General features: G+C 70.8%; 14 protein-coding genes, 3 tRNA genes and 1 pseudogene. 9 read left to right on the top strand and 9 right to left on the bottom strand.

Features of this window, described 5'->3' with window-relative positions; all coding sequences use genetic code 11:
* Positions 1-66 precede the first annotated feature (66 nt).
* The gene (locus tag ACWDVB_RS29100; RefSeq protein WP_451513006.1) at positions 67-1104 is read left to right on the top strand and encodes a rod shape-determining protein; all 1038 of its coding nucleotides are present in this window, start codon (positions 67-69) and stop codon (positions 1102-1104) included.
* Positions 1105-1173: 69 nt separating this feature from the next.
* The gene (locus tag ACWDVB_RS29095; protein ID WP_451513007.1) at positions 1174-2826 is read left to right on the top strand and encodes a sensor histidine kinase; all 1653 of its coding nucleotides are present in this window, start codon (positions 1174-1176) and stop codon (positions 2824-2826) included.
* Positions 2827-2868: 42 nt separating this feature from the next.
* On the opposite strand, the gene ACWDVB_RS29090 is transcribed toward ACWDVB_RS29095, so the two are convergent.
* The 3 genes from ACWDVB_RS29090 to ACWDVB_RS29080 form a co-directional block, all read right to left on the bottom strand.
* Positions 2869-4920: an ABC transporter permease gene (locus tag ACWDVB_RS29090; RefSeq protein ID WP_451513008.1), complete on the bottom strand. Its 2052-nt coding sequence runs from the start codon at positions 4918-4920 to the stop codon at positions 2869-2871.
* A 140-nt stretch (positions 4921-5060) separates the two neighbouring features.
* Entirely contained in the window at positions 5061-5894 is an 834-nt protein-coding gene (gene modA, locus ACWDVB_RS29085; protein WP_451513009.1) for a molybdate ABC transporter substrate-binding protein, read from the bottom strand.
* Positions 5895-5909: 15 nt separating this feature from the next.
* Positions 5910-6344 (bottom strand): TOBE domain-containing protein, encoded by a 435-nt coding sequence (locus ACWDVB_RS29080; RefSeq protein ID WP_451513010.1) that lies wholly within the window; start codon positions 6342-6344, stop codon positions 5910-5912.
* Positions 6345-6501: 157 nt separating this feature from the next.
* Between ACWDVB_RS29080 and ACWDVB_RS29075 the strand changes: the two genes are divergently transcribed.
* Entirely contained in the window at positions 6502-7557 is a 1056-nt protein-coding gene (locus ACWDVB_RS29075) for a YihY/virulence factor BrkB family protein (RefSeq protein WP_451513011.1), read from the top strand.
* 27 nt (positions 7558-7584) lie between these two features.
* On the opposite strand, the gene ACWDVB_RS29070 is transcribed toward ACWDVB_RS29075, so the two are convergent.
* The 3 genes from ACWDVB_RS29070 to ACWDVB_RS29060 form a co-directional block, all read right to left on the bottom strand.
* Positions 7585-8085, bottom strand: a complete 501-nt coding sequence (locus ACWDVB_RS29070) for a hypothetical protein (RefSeq protein ID WP_451513012.1) — start codon at positions 8083-8085, stop codon at positions 7585-7587.
* 300 nt (positions 8086-8385) lie between these two features.
* The gene (locus ACWDVB_RS29065) at positions 8386-8748 is read right to left on the bottom strand and encodes an ArsR/SmtB family transcription factor (protein WP_451513013.1); all 363 of its coding nucleotides are present in this window, start codon (positions 8746-8748) and stop codon (positions 8386-8388) included.
* On the bottom strand, positions 8745-9191 hold the full coding sequence (locus tag ACWDVB_RS29060) for an SRPBCC domain-containing protein (RefSeq protein ID WP_451513014.1): 447 nt from the start codon (positions 9189-9191) through the stop codon (positions 8745-8747). Before ACWDVB_RS29060 ends, ACWDVB_RS29065 begins: the two co-directional genes overlap by 4 nt.
* A 250-nt stretch (positions 9192-9441) precedes the next feature.
* Between ACWDVB_RS29060 and ACWDVB_RS29055 the strand changes: the two genes are divergently transcribed.
* Positions 9442-10314, top strand: coding sequence for a phenylalanine 4-monooxygenase (locus ACWDVB_RS29055; protein ID WP_451513015.1), 873 nt, complete (start codon positions 9442-9444; stop codon positions 10312-10314).
* Positions 10315-10834: 520 nt separating this feature from the next.
* Positions 10835-11119: pseudogene (locus ACWDVB_RS29050) on the top strand (alpha-hydroxy-acid oxidizing protein); the annotation flags it as partial.
* 174 nt (positions 11120-11293) lie between these two features.
* Here the strand turns inward: ACWDVB_RS29050 and ACWDVB_RS29045 are convergent.
* From ACWDVB_RS29045 to ACWDVB_RS29035, 3 genes are all read right to left on the bottom strand, one after another.
* A tRNA-Ile gene (locus ACWDVB_RS29045) sits at positions 11294-11367 on the bottom strand.
* Between the two features lie 187 nt (positions 11368-11554).
* Positions 11555-11627: transfer RNA gene (locus tag ACWDVB_RS29040), tRNA-Asn, on the bottom strand.
* A gap of 5 nt (positions 11628-11632) precedes the next feature.
* A tRNA-Asn gene (locus ACWDVB_RS29035) sits at positions 11633-11705 on the bottom strand.
* Positions 11706-11887: 182 nt separating this feature from the next.
* Between ACWDVB_RS29035 and ACWDVB_RS29030 the strand changes: the two genes are divergently transcribed.
* The 4 genes from ACWDVB_RS29030 to ACWDVB_RS29015 all read left to right on the top strand — a co-directional run bounded on the left by ACWDVB_RS29030 (position 11888) and on the right by ACWDVB_RS29015 (position 17523).
* The gene (locus ACWDVB_RS29030; RefSeq protein WP_451513016.1) at positions 11888-12190 is read left to right on the top strand and encodes a YtxH domain-containing protein; all 303 of its coding nucleotides are present in this window, start codon (positions 11888-11890) and stop codon (positions 12188-12190) included.
* A 54-nt stretch (positions 12191-12244) separates the two neighbouring features.
* The gene (locus tag ACWDVB_RS29025) at positions 12245-13672 is read left to right on the top strand and encodes an FGGY family carbohydrate kinase (protein WP_451513017.1); all 1428 of its coding nucleotides are present in this window, start codon (positions 12245-12247) and stop codon (positions 13670-13672) included.
* Positions 13673-13870: 198 nt separating this feature from the next.
* The gene (locus tag ACWDVB_RS29020) at positions 13871-15604 is read left to right on the top strand and encodes an ABC transporter ATP-binding protein (RefSeq protein ID WP_451513018.1); all 1734 of its coding nucleotides are present in this window, start codon (positions 13871-13873) and stop codon (positions 15602-15604) included.
* Positions 15604-17523 (top strand): ABC transporter ATP-binding protein, encoded by a 1920-nt coding sequence (locus ACWDVB_RS29015; RefSeq protein ID WP_451513019.1) that lies wholly within the window; start codon positions 15604-15606, stop codon positions 17521-17523. The genes ACWDVB_RS29020 and ACWDVB_RS29015 overlap by 1 nt, the downstream gene beginning before the upstream one ends.
* Positions 17524-17530: the final 7 nt, after the last annotated feature.

Raw genomic sequence — 17530 nt, 5'->3', positions numbered from 1 at the left:
CGCACGATGCGAAACAGGACCGCCGACCGACGGTCCGTACGGTCTGCGCTCTCGGGAGGACCTGCCATGACCGTCAGACTGGAGCAGTTGCGCCGCTGTCATATCGCCGTCGACCTCGGAGCCGCGAGGACCCGGGTGTTCGTGAAGGGCGCGGGACTCGTCGTGGACGAGCCGAGCGTCGCCGCGGTGAACACGCAGACAGGCGCGCTCATCGCGGTCGGCCACCTCGCCGAGCAGATGACGGGCCGTACTCCCGGATACATCCGCGTCGCCCGCCCCGTCTCCGGCGGCAGCGTCGTCGACATCGAGATGGCGCAACGGATGCTGCGCCAACTGCTCGGCGAGAAGCTCCGCCGCACCCTGCGCCGCAAGCCGAGGCTGCGCGCCGCCGCCTGCACCCCGCACGACGCGGACCCGCTCGCGCAGCGCGCGGCGGTCGAGACGATGGTCGGCCTCGGCGCCCGCCGGGTCGAACTGGTGGACACCCTCATCGCGGCGGCGGTCGGCTGCGGCCTCCCCGTGGAGCGTGCCGAGGCGACGATGATCCTCGTCTGCGGCGCCGCCACCACACAGGTCGCGGTCCTCTCCATGGGCTCGATCGTGACGGCCGAACGGATCCCGGTGGGCGGCGAGGCCATCGACAACGCGATCGTGCAGCACCTGCGCCACCAGCACGAACTGATGCTGCCCTCGCAGTCCGTACGCCCCCTCCAGCTCGCCCTGAGCGGCAACGGCCTGACCCCGCACGGCCCGGAGTCCACGGAAATCCACGGCAGGGACGTAGCGACGGGCCTGGCCCGCTCCGTCCACGTCGACACCGCCGCCGTTCGCGACGCGATCCACACGCCGCTCACGGCCGTGCTCGACGGCATCGGCAAGGTGCTGCGGGACTGCCCGCCGGATCTGGTGGCCGACCTCGCGGACCGCGGGATCATGATGGTCGGCGGCAGCGCGCGGCTACCGGGCCTGGACCAGATGCTGCGGGACGCGACGGGGATGCCCGTACAGATCGCGGAACGGCCTGATGTCTGCGCCGTACTGGGGCTCGGCGCGATGCTGGAGGGCAGGATCCAGCCACTGGTCATGGACCCACTGTCCGGCTGACCCGCTGACCGGCCCCGACACGGCGCTACGGCGTGCTACAGCGACAGCGACACGGAGTGCATAACGGATATGCCCGACGGAGCGGACGCACCGCTGCCCTCGATGCCGCTGCTGGAGGCGGTCCTCTGCGTCGGCACGGACCTCGAACTGAGCGCCACTCTCCAGCACATCGTGGAGAGCGCGGCGCGGCTGACGGGAGCGGGGTACGGCACGCTCGCCGTCACCGCGCCCTCCCAAGGGGGACAGCCCGAGACATTCGTGGCGGGCGGCGACGGCACACCGCCGCTCCGCGCCGAGACGGACGACGACGTCATCCACGTACCGATCCACGTCCACGACGAGGCGTTCGGCGACCTCCTGCTCGCGGACAAGACGGAGGGGCCGTTCACCGAAGAGGACCGGCAGCTCCTGAAGGTCCTGGCGAGCCAGGCGGGCATCGCGATCGGCAACGCCCGCCTGTTCGAGGCGGCCCGCCAACGGGAGCGCTGGATCGAGGGAGCCGCGGCGGTCACCACGGCCCTGCTCACGGGCGAGGCGGCGGCCGACGCCCTGATGACGGTCGCGCACCGGGCAAGAATCCTCGCGGACGCGGCAGCGGGCGTGGTCCTGCAGCCCACGAAGACAGGCGGCATGCGCATCGTCGCCGCCTCCACAGACGGCACTCCCCCTGGCCGGGACGCCCCCAGCACCGAGACCCCTACGGGAGGACGGCCGCCGGGGGCCACCGAGACCCCTACGGGAGGACGGCCGCCGGGGGTCACCGGGCCCCCTGGGCCGGCAGGGCCCGCCGGATCGGCCGGGTTCGACACCGCCAAAACCCCAGACTCGACCCCAGACCCGTCCCCGGACCCGACCCCAGTCCCACCCCCCACCCACAACGACCTCATCGGCACCACCATCGAACCCGGCAGCGCAGTCCTCACCCAACTGCTCGGCGGAGAGCCCGTGTTCATCGAGGACTCCGCGACCGACCCCCGGATGACGACCCACGTACGCGCCCGTTTCGGACCCAGCATGATGTTGCCGCTCCAGGCCGCCGGCCGGCTCATCGGGACGCTCGCGCTGCCCCGCAGACGCGGCGCGCCCGCCTACACCGCGGCCGAGCGGCAGCTCGCCACCCAGTTCGCCTCGCAGGCCGCCCTGGCCCTCGTACTCGCCGACGCCCAGCAGAGCCGGCAGCGCCTCGCGGTGTTCGAGGACCGCGACCGCATCGCCCGTGACCTGCACGACCTCGTCGTCCAGCGCCTCTTCGCGACCGGCATGATGCTGGAGTCGACCCGCCGCAAGGCCCGCTCCACGGAGGTGGAGTCCACGCTCGGCCAAGCCGTCGACGAGCTGGAGTCCACCATCCAGGAGGTCCGCACGGCCATCTTCGCCCTCCAGCAGCCGCCCGCCGACGCCCCGACCACCTTCCGCGGCAAGGTCCTGCGCGAGACGGCGGGCGCCGCCGCGCTCCTCGGCGTCCAGCCGTCCGTGCACTTCGCCGGCGCCGTCGACACCCGGATCACGGACCCGGCGGCGGGCCACCTCCTCGCCGCCCTGCGCCGCGCGCTGGCCGCCGTGTCACGCCGCACCGGCGTCACACGCGTCGACGTCGCGGTCGACGCGCGGGCGACGCTTCCCGACGGCCGGGAGGGCGTGCGCCTGACGGTGTACGACGACGGGACCACGGACGGCGTGGAGCCGGGCACGACGGTGACATGGCAGGCCCCTCTGCAGTAGTCCCCAAGTCTCCCGACCCACCACCGTCGGCCCGACGAGACGTCAGAGCTCCACCACCGATACCTCCGTCGCCTTCACGCTCGTCCACACCTCGGCCCCGTCCACGAGCCCCAGCTCCACCGCCGCCTGCGGAGTGATCTCGGCGACCAGGTCGGGCGCCTCTCCGAAAGCGATCAGTACGCGCAGCCTGCTCCCGGCGGTCGTGATCTCCCGCACCGTGCCCCGCCACACGTTGCGCGGGCTTCCCTCGGGCCTCTCGCGGTGCACGGACACCGCCTCCGGCGCGATGACGGCCAGCGCCCGCGTGCCCGCGGCCGGTGGGTCGGCGACGACCAGACGGCCCTGCCCGGCCAGGACGAGCGTGCCGTCCACGTCGGCCGTGCCCGGCCAGGCGTTGCGCCCGAGCATGCGCGCCACCCAGGGCGAACGCGGGTGACGGGTGACTTCGGCGGGCGACGCGTCCTGCAACGTACGTCCTTCGTCGAGTACGAGGACCCGGTCGGCCAGCGACACGGCCTCCACGGGATCGTGCGTGACGACGAGGCACACCCCGCCGAAGCCGTCGAGGTGGCGCCGCAGGGTGTGCCGGACGTGCGCGCGGGTGGTCTGGTCGAGGGCGGCGAGCGGCTCGTCCAGGAGCAGCAGCCGGGGCCGGGCCGCGAGCGCCCGGGCCAGGGCGACTCGCTGGGCCTGCCCGCCGGACAGCTGGGCGGGCCTGCGGTGCGCGAGGTGCCCGACGCCGAGCCGGTCGAGCCAGGCCTGCGCCTCACCGCGGGCCCGCGCACGCCGGACGCCCTGCGCGCGCAGCCCGTAAGCGGTGTTGCCGAGCGCGTTCACATGCGGGAAGAGCGCACCTTCCTGGGGCACCCAGGCGACCCCGCGCCGGTGCGGCGGCAGCGCGGTCACGTCGCGTTCACCGAGCCGCAGCCGCGCGTGAGCGCGCGGCGTCAGGCCGAGGAGGGCCCGCAGGAGGGTGGTCTTGCCCGCGCCGTTGGGCCCGACGACGGCGATGGTGGTGCCGGGCCCGGCGTCGAGGGTCAGCTCGTTGTAACCGGTGACGTCGGCGTGCAGCGCCCATTTCTCCTGCGGGGCAGGGTCTTTGTCGAGCGGCGGCGCGGACCCGTCGGCCGCCACCCCGGCACCCGCCACCACCCCGGCACTCGCCGCAACACCCCCGGAGCCCGCCACCACCCCGGCACTCGCCGCAACACCCCCGGAGCCCGCCCCCTCATCATCCGCCGACGGCGCACGCACCCGCACGGACGCCCCGGCCGACCACCGCCCCCGCAACCCCACCAGCACGGCCATGGCGATGGCGAGCAGCAGCAGCGACAGGGAGGTCGCGGCCTCCGGGGAGTCCTGGAGGAGCAGATAGACCTGGAGCGGCAGGGTCTGCGTGGTCCCGGGAAGGTTGCCCGCGAAGGTGATCGTCGCGCCGAACTCCCCCAACGCCCGCGCCCACGTCAGCGCGGCGCCCGCGACGAGCCCGGGGGCGACCATCGGCAGCGTGACGGTGAAGAACACCCGTACGGGAGAAGCCCCCAGCGACGCCGCGGTCTCCTCGAAGCCGGGCCGCAGCCCGCCGAGCGCGCCCTCCAGGCTGATCACGAGGAACGGCATCGACACGAACGTCGCCGCGACCACCGCGCCGGAGGTGTGGAAGGGCAGCACGATCCCGAAGGTGCCCTCCAGCCAGGGCCCGAGCACCCCGCGCCGCCCGAAGCCGAGCAGGAGCGCGACGCCGCCGACGGTCGGCGGCAGCACCATCGGCAGCAGCACGAGGGAACGTACGAACGCCTTCCCGGGAAAGTCCACGCGCGCCAGCAGCCACGCCAGCGGCACCCCGAGCAGCAGGGAGAGCCCGAGCGCCCAGAAGGACACGAGCATGGACAGTTTCAACGCCTGGGTGACACCGGGCGCGGACAGATGACCCGCCAACTCCCCCCACTCGGTGCGGGCGAGGATGCCGACCAGCGGCATCAACAGGAACGCGATCGCCAGCAGCGCGGGCAGCGCGAGCGCGACGGGCGTCCGGGGACGGCCCGTGAAACGGTCACGGGGACGGAGAAGGGAGCGGAGGCGGGGGCGGCTCATCGGCGGTCCTGGGGGGTCGGTGGTGGTGACGCGTACGACCGGGCGCCCGCTGCGGGGAGGCGTCGGGCGCCCGGAAGTCGATGGCCCGCGGGCGTACCCGCGTACTCCCGTACCCGCGTACCCGCGTACCCGCGTACTCGCTACGGCTTCTGGAAGCCCGCGTCCCGCAGAATCTTCTGCGCCTCCGGCGAGCCGAGCCACTTCACGAACGCGGCCGCCGCCTTCCCGTGCCCGGAACCCTTGAGGGTCGCCGCCGGGTAGGAGGCCACGGCATTCTGCGCGTCCGGGATCTCGACGGCGTCGACCTTGCCGGGCGCGGTCGCGGCGTCCGTCTTGTAGACGATGCCGGCGTCGGCCTCGCCGAGTTCGACCTTGCTCAGCACGGACCGGACGTTCGCCTCCTTGGAGACGGGCTCCACCGCGACGTGCTGCTTGTCGAGAACCTGCTTGCTGTACCGCCCGACCGGCACGGTGTCATCGGCGAGTACGACCTTCAGCCCGCCGTCGGCGAGATCCTTCAGCCCCTCGATCCCCTCCGGGTTCCCCTCACGGGTGACGATCACGAGCCGGTTCTTGGCGATCACGCGGGGAACCCCGGTCTCCGCCTTGAGGCCGTCCATGGTCTTGGTGTCGGCGGTGACCAGCACATCGGCGGGCGACCCCTGCTTGACCTGGGCGGCAAGCTCCTGGGACCCGGCCGCGGAGACCGTCAGCTCCGTGCCCGGGTGCTCCTTCTCGTACGCCTTCTCGGCGGTGGCGAAGACATCGGTGAGGGAGGAGGCGGCGAGGACGGTGAGGTCGACGTTCTCGCCGCCGCCCTTCTTGCCCGCGCTGTCGTCGTCGCCGCCACATGCGGCGGCGAGCGGCACGAGCAGCGCGGCGGTCACGACCGCGGCGGCGGCCCGGCGGACCGCGGGTACGGGGAACTGCCGGGACTGCCGGGACTGCGGGAACTGTGGGGACTTCGAGAACATGAGCGGGCTCCTGGCTCAGGCGCGGTCGATGTGCACGCTGGTGGACTTCACCCGGGCGGTGGCCTGCACACCGACCTCGAGGCCGAGCTCCTCCACCGCCTCACGGGTCAGCAGCGAGACCAGACGGTGCGGACCCGCCTGGATCTCCACCTGGGCGGCCACGTCACCGAGCTTCACGGCGGTGACGATGCCGGGAAAGGCATTGCGTGCGGAGGTGTACGAGACGTCCTCCTCGCCAGCGCCACCGCCCGCGCCCCCTCCCGCTCCCGCGCCACCGCCCGCGCTCTGCGCGACCTCGACGGAGAAGGCAGCCAGATCCCGGCCGTCGATGAGCCGCCGCCCGCCCTCGTCGCGGTGCGTGGCGACCCGCCCGGCGTCCGCCCAGCGGCGGGCGGTGTCGGGACTGACCCCGAGCAGACGCGCGGCCTGCCCAATTGTGTAGGACTGCATGTGCGACAAGATAACGCCGTCTGCCTAGCATCTGAAATATTTAAGAGGAATCTCCATGGCAGTTGCGCGACTGAATGGAGGAACCCCCAACCAGCGGGGCCAACACCCCCGCACGGGAGCAGGATTACGTCGGCGAAGTCGGCCAACTCGCCTCCCCATGGCACTCTTCGGCAAGCACAAGCGCGACGACGGCACAGACCCCGGTCCCGACCCCGGTCCCGGCGCCGACCCCGGCCCCGGCCCAGAGGTCGAGGAGGCCGCCCCCGACGAACCCACCCAGCTGCCCGCCCGCTCCTGGTGGTCGGTCCTGCGGCGCACCGGCAAGGAGTTCATGGACGACGACCTGCCCGACCGGGCCGCCGCGCTGACCTACTACGGCGTGCTGTCGCTCTTCCCCGCCCTGCTCGTCCTGGTGTCGGTCCTCGGGGTGATCGGGAAGAAGGCCACCGACTCGGTCCTGGACAACCTGGAGAAGCTGGCGCCGGGCCCGGTGCGCGACCTGCTGAGCAACGCCGTACGGCAGTTGGAGGACAGCGGGAGCACCAGCGGCGTGGTGGCGATCGCGGGCCTGCTCCTCGCGGTCTGGTCCGCCTCCGGCTACGTGGGCGCCTTCATCCGCGCCTCCAACGCCGTCTACGACCTTCCCGAGGGCCGCCCGGTGTGGAAGCTGACGCCGCTGCGGATCGCCCTGACCGTGGCCCTGATGATCCTGCTGGCCGTCAGCGCGCTGCTCGTGGTCTTCACGGGGCCGCTCGCGGAGCGCGCGGGCGACGCCATCGGCGTGGGCGACGCGGCGGTCACCGCCTGGTCCATCGCGAAGTGGCCGGTGCTGCTGCTCATCGTCGTCTCGATGATCGCCCTTCTCTTCTGGCGGGCCCCGAACGTCCACGGCCCTGGCTTCCGCTGGCTGAGCCCCGGCAGCGTGCTGGCGGTACTGCTGTGGCTGGTGGCCTCCGGCGGATTCGCGCTGTACGTCGCGGGCTTCGCCTCGTACAACAAGACGTACGGCACCCTGGCGGGCGTCGTCATCTTCCTGGTCTGGCTCTGGCTGTCGAACCTGGCGATCCTGCTCGGCCTGGAATTCGACGCGGAACTGGCCCGCCAGCGCGCGATAGCCGGCGGCATGCCCGCGGAGGAGGAGCCGTACGTAGAGCCGCGGGACACCCGCAAATGGCCCCGCCGCCGCGGTTCCCAGCCGGGCCCGGCGTCCTGATCCCCGACCCCGCTCGATCGGGATCGGTCAGGCGTCGCTCGCCATGTGTCCGGAGACGGTGACGCGAAGATCGAGGAGTTGCTGCGCGTGAACGGGTACGTGGTCTTCGGCGAGGCCGTCGATGAGGCTCGCCAGCGAGATCGGCCGGTCCAGGACGAGTACGTCATTGGACAGCAGGAGCGACGGCACCAGTACCGAGGCGGCCTTCTCATTGAGCTGATCGGCGATGTCACCCAGGATGGCGGCCTGGCTCCGGACGTGGTCAATCAGCTCCGTCCGGCCCGAGTGCTCGGCGATGATCCGGTCGAGATTCCAGGTGTCGAGGGAGATCCGGTTGTCGAAGGCGGGCCGGGAGCCGGCCATGACACCCAGGGCGACCGCTGAGATCGAGGCGTCGACGCTGAGGACGTGAGCCAAGATCTGATCGGCGTTCCACCCTCCGTCGTCGGCATCGGCGTCGCCGAGGTCGGCGGCGACCGCCACATCGAACAACCGGTCGTAGGCGCTGCGAAGTGCCGTCGTATCCATCGTGTGCTTCCTTCACTCGGGCGCGCCGGTCAGTCGGGGCGTGCCGGTCAGCCGGATGTGCCGGTCAGTCGGGGCGCGCCAGCTAGTCGGGGCGCGCTGGTCAGTCGCGGCGTACCAGTCAGTCGGGGCGCACCAGCTAGTCGGGCGTGCCGGCCAGTCGGGACGTGGCGACCAGCCAGGGCGCACCAGCCAGCCAGGCGTGCCGGCCAGTCGGGACGCGCCGACCAGCCGGGGGCACACCAGCCAGGCGGGCGTACCAGCCAGTCGGGGCACACCAGCCAGCCGGGACGTACCGGTCAATCAGGGCGTGCCGGACGAATCTCGCTCCGCCGCCTCAGCGACGCGTTTGATGTTCGCCAAACGCCGGTCCCAGTCGGCCGCCAGCGAGGCCATCCACTGCGCCGTGGCGTCCAGCGACGCGGGCCGCACCGCGTACCGCACCTCGCGTCCGACCCGGTCGCCGGAGACCAGCCCGGCGGCGTCCAGGACGGCGAGGTGCTTGACCACCGCCTGCCGCGAGACGGGAAGTCCCGCGGCGAGCGTCGTGGCAGTGGCCTCACCCTGGGCGGCGAGCAGGTCGAGCAGCTGACGTCTCGTCGGGTCGGCCAGCGCGCTCAGGACGCTGTCGACGGCCTCACCGGCGCCGGGGCGCACTTCTCTCACGTGGAGGGCTGTTCGGCGCGCGACTTGAGCGCGTCGAGCTCCATGGGCCAGCCCTGGCTGTGGTCCTTGAGGTTCTGACCGCGCAGTTCCTCGGATCCGGCCAGCTCCGCGAATCCGCTCTCGACGACGCGGAGCCGCGTCTTGTCGCCTTCCTGGGTCAACGTGAACTCCACGAGGGTGCTGTTGTTCTCGCGCAGTTCCTCTCCAGGGAACGCGCTGGTCCAGCGGTATGCCAGGTAGGTCGGCGGCTCGACCTTCTCCACGCGCACCGGGAAGTCACCGTGCTCGGCGTGCTTCGCCACCATCGACTCACCCTCCTTGGCCACGGTGCCGGGCAGACTCGCCTTGTCGGCCACCCAGAACCCGGGCTGGGCCACCAGTGACCACACTCGCTCCAGGGGCGCGGCGATCAGGGTTTCGCGTTCGATCCGGTCGTCGTTCATGGGGGACTCCGTAAGTTGCCACCATTAGATGCAACCTCAGGGTTGCACATAAACCTCCACAGGCGCAACCCCCTGGTTGCACCTGTGGAGGGGCGAGGCGACGCCTCCGCGCAACGATGGTGACGCGCTCGCCGGGCCCCGCGTGGGCCCGTTCAGGCAGGTCACTTCCCGGGCTTCACCCATTCGCAGCACACCGTTCGCCTCCCCCATCCCTCCGGCAAAGACTGGCCAGGGCGGGAAGGAGACGAGTGTGGAGCAGTCAGCCCCCCACCGGTACTCGTCGGTGGTACGTGACAGCCGCGGAGAGATATCGGTGAGCCTCGCCCCCGGCCACCCCGGACACGGCGACGTGCCCTACCAGCGCCGCCGCTCGGCCATCGCGCGGGCGGCCGTCACCCATACACCGGGTCGCCGTGCGGCCGACGTCCACTACACCCCCGAAGAAGAGGACCTCTGGCGGTCACTCTTCGCGGACCTTTCCGACCTGCACCGCAAGCACGCCTGCCAGGAGTTCCTGCAAGGCGCCGAGCGACTGGCCCTGCCCACCGGCGGGCTGCCGCAACTCGGAGAGGTCTCGGACCGACTGGGGCAGCTCACGCACTTCGGCCTGGACCCCGCACCGGGACTGCTGCCGCCGCTGGACTTCCACGGCCCGCTGGCCGAGCGCCGCTTCCAGGCCACCCAGTACATACGCCACAGTTCGACGCCCGGCTTCTCCCCGGAACCCGACATGGTCCACGAGATAGTGGGGCACGGAGCCGCCCTGGCCCACGGGCGCTGGGCAGACCTCTATCAGCACTTCGGCCGGACCATCCGCCGCCTGCGCACACTCCGGGCCATGGAATCCGTCTCCAAGGTCTTCTGGTTCACCATGGAATCCGGTCTCCTCCGCGAGAACGGCGAGACGAAGGCGTACGGGGCGAGCCTGCTGTCCTCCACCGGAGAACTGGCGGCCTACGCAGGGGCGGAGATCCGCCCGCTGGACGCGCGAGCCATCCTCGCCCAGGAATACGCCGTGGACGGCTACCAACCGGTGTACTACTGCGCCGCGTCATTCGAGCATCTCGACGACTTCCTCACCGATTTCCTCACCCGTACCGACGACACCACTTGGACGGGATGACATGGCCCTGCACCCGGACGCCGTGGCCGCCCACTACGAGCGGCCGGCCGACAGCTCCGAGGAGAACTGGGGCTACAGCCCCGAGTCCGTCAGCTGGATGAGCCGGCACGTCATCGAGCAACTCCGCCCGCGGGACGGGGCACTGGCCGCGGATATCGGATGCGGGACCGGGCTGTACGCACGAGCTCTGCCACGAAGCGGTGCTCGCCAAGGACGTGGTGCACCACACCCGCGACTGGCCAGCAGCGGTGCAGGCGCCGGCCTCCCTGGTTCGACGCGGTCCTGGAACGGCACGCACGCACGTCGACCGACCCGGCCGACATGACCGCCGTGCTCGACGCCGCCAGTCTGTGGACCAAGGTCACCCATGCGAGACACCCACGTCGGCCTGGCCGAGATCGACACACGCCATGCCGGACCCGTCCTCACCTTCGAAGGCCGGTTCGTCTTCATCCGCGCACAGGCGTGACCGAGGTGCCATGCCGCGGGGCACGGACGGCGTGCCGGAGAGGGGACATCTGTGGAGCCCACGACGACGACGGGCGCACTGGATTCCGCGCTCCGTCTGCGGGACGTGGCGCGGGTGGCCGAAGCGGTGACCTCGCCGCCTGTCCGGGACTACATCGAGGGCGGCAGCGACGATGAGGTCACCCAGCGTCCTGGCGCCGCAGGACGCCGCGCAGGCGGCCGGCCTGGGCGAATCTGCGAGGTCCTGCTGGACGGTGTCATCAGGCCCGGCACGGACGTACTGAAGGCCCTGGCCCGGGATGCCACCGGGGTCCTCGTAGGCCGTCCCGCGCAGCATGGCCTGGCACGCGCTGTCTCTGTTGAGCGCCGAGATCGACGAGGCACTGGCACTCGACACCGGCTCGCCCGGGAGAAAACGTACGAGGCCACGGTGTGGCGCTCACGGGGCGAACACCTCGCCGGTGCTAGCGTGAAAACGGCGTTTCCGCAGGTCGCGACGATTCTGCTGGAGTGGGGCGGGTGGGACTCGAACCCACGGCCGACGGATTATGAGTCCGCTGCTCTAACCGGCTGAGCTACCGCCCCTAACGGCGCGTCGCGCACATTTGTGCGCGCCGTCTGCCGCAGCATAGCCGCTCATACGATCTCTTGCTTCGGATGGTCGGCATCGCTGTCGCATCGCTCGACCATGAGGACCGCAGGGCTGCCCGCGTGGTTCCACCGGGCACGGAAAAGGACCCCGGAGACGTGTCTCAGGGGTCCTTCCGCACAGCTCTCCCGACTGGACTCGAACCAGTAACCTGCCGGTTAACAGCCGGCTGCTCTGCCAATTGAGCTACAGGAGACCGAGCTCCCCCGACTGGACTCGAACCAGTAACCTGCCGGTTAACAGCCGGCTGCTCTGCCAATTGAGCTACAGGGGATCGTCTCGTTGCATCGAACGCACCTGGCTGGGAACTCTCCGGGCGGCGGGCGGTCGCTGCGACACATACATTAGCGCAAGCAGGGGGGTGCTCCGCCAATCGGTGTCTCTCAGCCGATCAGTAGACGAGTGACAGACGAGCGAACAGACGTGCGATGCCGACGCAAGGGAAGGGTGGCAGCCATGCGGTACCGGCTCACATTCGTGGCGGGACTGGCCCTCGGGTACGTACTCGGTACCCGGGCCGGACGCGAGCGCTACGAGAAGCTGAAGAAGTCCGCCCGCGAGATCGCGCAGAACCCGGCCGTGCGCAACACCGTCGAGTCCGCGAGCCAGCAGGGGCGCGAGGTGGCGGGCAAGGCCTTCCACACGGTCTCCGAGAAGGTCGGGGACCGGATGCCCGACTCGGTGGCCGACCGGGTGCGGTCGGTGCGCGAGCGCGGCCAGGGCTCCGGGGAGGACGACTGGGGCACGACCAACACCTAGTCCGATTCCCGCCGCAGTACGGGAGACGTTCAGCGGTGCGGCAGAATTCCAGGCATGGGGATAGTCGCAGGGTTGGACAGTTCGCCCGATTTCACGCGCATTGTGGTCTGTGACACGGACACGGGCGCCGTACTCAAGCAGGGGTATGCCCCGCATCCGCTGGAGAGCGCCGAGGGCGGCGGGCGGCCGGTCGATGTCGATCCGCAGGCCTGGCTGCTCTCCCTCGGCGAGGCCGCGGGCGGGGGGCTGCTCGAAGGCGTGCAGGCCATCGGCGTCTCCGCGCAGCAGAACGCGCTCGTGCCACTGGACCAGCACGGCAACACGGTGCGGCCCGCGCTCGTCGGCAACGACCGGCGGGCGCAGGTGGCCGCCGTCGACCTGATCGACGCTCTCGGCGGCCGCGAGGCCTGGGCGCACGCCGTGGGGTGTGTGCCGCAGTCCGCGCAGCCCGTGACGAAGCTGCGCTGGCTGGCCAGGACCGAGCCGGAGGCGGCGCGGCACGTGGCCGCCCTCATGCAGGCCCCCGACTGGCTGGTGTGGCAGCTCCTCGGCCGCCCGGCGCGGCGTACCACGGACCGCGGCGGGGCGTCCGGCACCGGCTACTGGTCGGCGGCGACCGGGGCGTACCGCCCGGACCTGGTCGAACTGGCCCTGGGGCACCAGGTGATGCTGCCCGAGGTGATCGGGCCCGCCGAGCCCTCGGGGACGACGCCCGAGGGGCTGCTGATCTCTGCCGGGACCGGCGAGACGATGGCGGCCGCCTTCGGGCTCGGCGTGCAGCAGGGCGACGCCGTGGTGTCGCTCGGGGCGTCGGGGTCGGTGATGGCGGTGCACCACGAGGCGCTGGTCGACGCGGGCGGGATGATCACCTCGCTCGCGGACGCCACGGGACTGCATCTGCCGGTGGTCCACACGATGAACGCCGTGCGCGTGCTGCGCGGCACCGCCGAGATGCTGGGCGTCGCGGATCTGGAGGAGCTGTCCGCGCTCGCCGTGAAGTCGACGCCGGGGGCGCACGGCCTCGTACTCCTCCCCTATCTGGAGGGCGAGAAGACGCCCAACCTGCCGCATGCCGCGGGGACGTTGACCGGTCTTCGGCGGGAGTCGATGAAGCCCGAGCATCTGGCGCGGGCCGCGTTCGAGGGCATGCTGTGCGGGCTCGGGGACGCGCTCGACGTGCTGCGCGGGCGGGGGGTGGAGGTGCGGCGGGTGTTCCTGCTGGGCGCCGCCGCCGAGCTGCCCGCCGTACAGGCGGTGGCTCCCATGCTCTTCGGTACGCAGGTCGTGGTGCCGCAGCCCGCGGACTACGCCGCGATCGGTGCCGCGCGCCAGGCCGCGTGGGCGCTGACCGGTCAACTGCCGTACTGGCAGGGGGCCGCGGCCCAGGTATTTGAGCCGGGCGAGGAGCTGGCGGTGGGTCAGGCGGTGCGGCAGCAGTACGCGACGGTGCGGGAGCAGTCGCACCCCGGGGCGTTCTCCTGATCACCCGGGGGCGTTCTCCTGACCTTTGCCTCGACCGGGCTCACACGCTCACACGACCCTTGAGTGAGCCCACTTCTTTACCCGGGCTGATTTTTGACCCGGTCATGGGTTAATCGGTTGCATCCCGAGGGGTCGGGTGCCGCAGGATAGGGGCGACCTCGCCAACTTGCCGACACCCGACTCCTCGAGAGACCGAGCGTGCTCATACGACTCCTGCGGACGTACCTGCGTCCGTACAAGAAACCGATCGCCCTGCTGGTGCTCCTGCAGTTCCTGCAGACCTGCGCCTCGCTCTATCTGCCCACCTTGAACGCGGACATCATCGACAACGGTGTCGTCGAGGGGGACACGGGCCACATCCTCACCTTCGGCGGCATCATGATCGCCGTCACCATCGTGCAGATGGTCTGCAACATCGGCGCCGTCTTCTACGGCGCGCGGACCGCTTCCGCGCTCGGGCGCGACGTCCGCGCCGCCGTCTTCGACCGCGTGCAGTCCTTCTCCGCGCGCGAGGTCGGGCAGTTCGGCGCGCCCTCGCTGATCACGCGGACCACCAATGACGTCCAGCAGGTGCAGATGCTGGTCCTGATGTCGTTCACGCTGATGGTGTCCGCGCCCATCATGTGCGTCGGCGGCATCGTGATGGCGCTTGGTCTGGACGTACCGCTCTCCGGTGTCCTGATCGCCGTCGTGCCCGTCCTCGGTATCAGCGTCAGCGTGATCGTGCGGCGTCTGCGGCCGCTGTTCCGCACCATGCAGGTGCGGCTCGACACGGTCAACCGCGTGCTGCGCGAGCAGATCACCGGCAACCGCGTCATCCGCGCCTTCGTCCGTGACGCGTACGAGAAGGAGCGCTTCCGGGAGGCCAATGCCGACCTGACCGACGTGTCGCTCGGCACCGGCAAGCTGCTCGCGCTGATGTTCCCGATCGTCATGACCGTCGTGAACATCTCCTCGATCGCGGTGGTGTGGTTCGGCGCGCACCGCATCGACGACGGCGGCATGGAGATCGGCGCGCTCACCGCGTTCCTCGCCTATCTGATGCAGATCGTGATGTCCGTGATGATGGCCACCTTCATGTTCATGATGGTGCCGCGCGCGGAGGTCTGTGCCGAGCGGATCGAGGAGGTTCTCGACACCGAGAGCAGCGTGGTGCCCCCGGCCGCCCCCGTGCGCGAACTGCGCAGCCACGGGCACCTGGAGATCCGGGCGGCGGGCTTCCGCTACCCCGGCGCCGAGGAGCCCGTCCTGAAGGCCATCGACCTGGTCGCCCGGCCCGGCGAGACGACCGCCGTGATCGGCTCGACCGGCAGCGGCAAGTCGACGCTGCTCGGCCTCGTGCCGCGGCTCATCGACGCGACCGAGGGGCAGGTGCTCGTCGGCGGCGTGGACGTGGGGACCGTCGAGCCGGCGCTGCTCGCCAAGACGGTGAGCCTCGTCCCGCAGAAGCCGTACCTCTTCGCCGGCACGGTCGCGACGAATCTGCGCTACGGCAATCCGGACGCGACGGACGAGGAGCTCTGGCACGCCCTTGAGGTGGCCCAGGCCAAGGGGTTCGTCGAGGGCCTGGAGGAGGGCCTCGACGCGCCCATCTCCCAGGGCGGCACGAACGTATCCGGTGGTCAGCGCCAGCGTCTGTCCATCGCGCGCACCCTCGTACAGCGCCCGGAGATCTATCTCTTCGACGACTCGTTCTCCGCGCTCGACTACGCCACCGACGCGGCGCTGCGCAGAGCCCTGTCCCAGGAGACCGCGGAGGCGACCGTCGTCATCGTCGCCCAGCGCGTCTCCACCATCCGGGACGCCGACCGCATCGTGGTCCTCGACGAGGGCCGGGTCGTGGGCACCGGGCGCCATCACGAGCTGATGGAGAGCAATGAGACCTACCGGGAGATCGTCCTCTCCCAGCTGACGGAAGCGGAGGCCGCGTAATGGCTGGTCCTGGCGGACCGATGATGGGCCCCGACTCCCGGTCGATGGACTTCAAGGGCTCCGGCAAGCGGCTGCTCGCGCAGTTCAAGCCGGAGCGCGCCACGATGTACGGGATGATCGCGGCCGGAATCCTGAGCGTCGCGCTCTCCGTGCTCGGCCCGAAGATCCTCGGCAAGGCGACCGATCTGCTCTTCGCGGGCATCGTCGGGCGTGACATGCCCGACGACCTGTCGAAGGAACAGGTCATCGAGGGCATGCGCGACAAGGGCGACGGCGGCACGGCGGACATGCTCACCGGCGTCGACTTCACGCCCGGCGAGGGCATCGACTTCGGCGCGATGGGCGAGGTCCTGCTGCTCGCGCTCGGCACGTTCGTGGTCGCCGGTCTGCTGATGGCCGTGGCGACCCGGCTCTCCAACCGCGCCATCAACAGGACCGTCTTCCGGATCCGTGGCGACGTACAGGAGAAGCTGTCGCGGCTTCCGCTGGCGTACTTCGACAAGCGGCAGCGCGGCGAGGTCCTGAGCCGCGCCACGAACGACATCGACAACATCAACCAGACGCTCCAGCAGACGATGGGCCAGCTCATCAACTCGCTGCTGACGATCGTCGGCGTCCTGGTGATGATGTTCTGGGTGTCACCGCTGCTCGCGCTGGTGGCGCTGGTCACCGTGCCGCTGTCGTTCTTCGTGGCGACGAAGGTCGGCAAGCGGTCGCAGCCGCAGTTCGTGCAGCAGTGGAAGACCACCGGCAAGCTGAACGCGCACATCGAGGAGATGTACACCGGGCACGCCCTGGTGAAGGTGTTCGGCCGGCAGGAGGAGTCGGCGAAGGCGTTCGCCGAGCAGAACGAGCAGCTGTACGAGGCCGGGTTCAAGGCGCAGTTCAACAGCGGTGTCATGCAGCCGCTGATGTTCTTCATCTCGAACCTCAACTACGTGCTCGTCGCCGTGGTCGGTGGCCTTCGGGTCGCGTCCGGGTCGCTGTCCATCGGTGACGTGCAGGCCTTCATCCAGTACTCGCGGCAGTTCTCCATGCCGCTCACGCAGGTCGCCTCAATGGCCAACCTCGTGCAGTCGGGCGTCGCCTCCGCCGAGCGGATCTTCGAAATCCTCGACGCGGAGGAGCAGGAGGCCGACCCGGTCCCCGGCGAGCGGCCGGAGAAGCTGCGCGGGCGGGTCGAGATGGAGCACGTGTCCTTCCGCTACGCCAAGGACAAGCCGCTCATCGAGGACCTCTCCCTGGTCGTGGACCCGGGCCACACGGTCGCCATCGTCGGGCCGACCGGCGCGGGCAAGACGACGCTCGTCAACCTGCTCATGCGGTTCTACGAGGTGACGGGCGGCCGCATCGCCCTGGACGGGGTCGACATCGCGAAGATGTCACGGGACGAGCTGCGGGCCGGGATCGGCATGGTCCTCCAGGACACCTGGCTGTTCGGCGGCACCATCGCGGAGAACATCGCGTACGGCGCGACGAAGGACGTCACGCGCGAGGAGATCGAGGAGGCGGCGCGCGCCGCCCACGCCGACCGCTTCGTGCGCACGCTCCCCGACGGGTACGACACGGTGATCGACGACGACGGCACGGGGGTGAGCGCGGGCGAGAAGCAGCTCATCACCATCGCGCGGGCGTTCCTGTCCGACCCGGTGATCCTGGTGCTCGACGAGGCGACCAGCTCCGTCGACACACGGACCGAGGTGCTCATCCAGAAGGCGATGGCTCGCCTCGCGCACGGGCGCACTTCTTTCGTCATCGCGCACCGGCTCTCCACGATTCGGGACGCCGACACGATTCTGGTCATGGAGGACGGGGCGATCGTGGAGCAGGGTACACATGACGCCCTGCTGGCGGCGGACGGGGCGTATGCGCGGTTGTACGCGGCCCAGTTCGCTGAGGCGGTGGCTGAGGTCGACTAGCGCCGTC

The organism is Streptomyces sp. NPDC003379 (genome assembly GCF_053589195.1).
This window is presented reverse-complemented; position numbering and strand designations above follow the sequence as displayed.

Coding starts and splice junctions, on each gene's coding strand:
- ACWDVB_RS29100 (WP_451513006.1), top strand. CDS start 67: ATGACCGTCAGACTGGAGCAGTTGCGCCGCTGTCATATCGCCGTCGAC.
- ACWDVB_RS29095 (WP_451513007.1), top strand. CDS start 1,174: ATGCCCGACGGAGCGGACGCACCGCTGCCCTCGATGCCGCTGCTGGAG.
- ACWDVB_RS29090 (WP_451513008.1), bottom strand. CDS start 4,920: ATGAGCCGCCCCCGCCTCCGCTCCCTTCTCCGTCCCCGTGACCGTTTC.
- modA (WP_451513009.1), bottom strand. CDS start 5,894: ATGTTCTCGAAGTCCCCACAGTTCCCGCAGTCCCGGCAGTCCCGGCAG.
- ACWDVB_RS29080 (WP_451513010.1), bottom strand. CDS start 6,344: ATGCAGTCCTACACAATTGGGCAGGCCGCGCGTCTGCTCGGGGTCAGT.
- ACWDVB_RS29075 (WP_451513011.1), top strand. CDS start 6,502: ATGGCACTCTTCGGCAAGCACAAGCGCGACGACGGCACAGACCCCGGT.
- ACWDVB_RS29070 (WP_451513012.1), bottom strand. CDS start 8,085: ATGGATACGACGGCACTTCGCAGCGCCTACGACCGGTTGTTCGATGTG.
- ACWDVB_RS29060 (WP_451513014.1), bottom strand. CDS start 9,191: ATGAACGACGACCGGATCGAACGCGAAACCCTGATCGCCGCGCCCCTG.
- ACWDVB_RS29030 (WP_451513016.1), top strand. CDS start 11,888: ATGCGGTACCGGCTCACATTCGTGGCGGGACTGGCCCTCGGGTACGTA.
- ACWDVB_RS29025 (WP_451513017.1), top strand. CDS start 12,245: ATGGGGATAGTCGCAGGGTTGGACAGTTCGCCCGATTTCACGCGCATT.
- ACWDVB_RS29015 (WP_451513019.1), top strand. CDS start 15,604: ATGGCTGGTCCTGGCGGACCGATGATGGGCCCCGACTCCCGGTCGATG.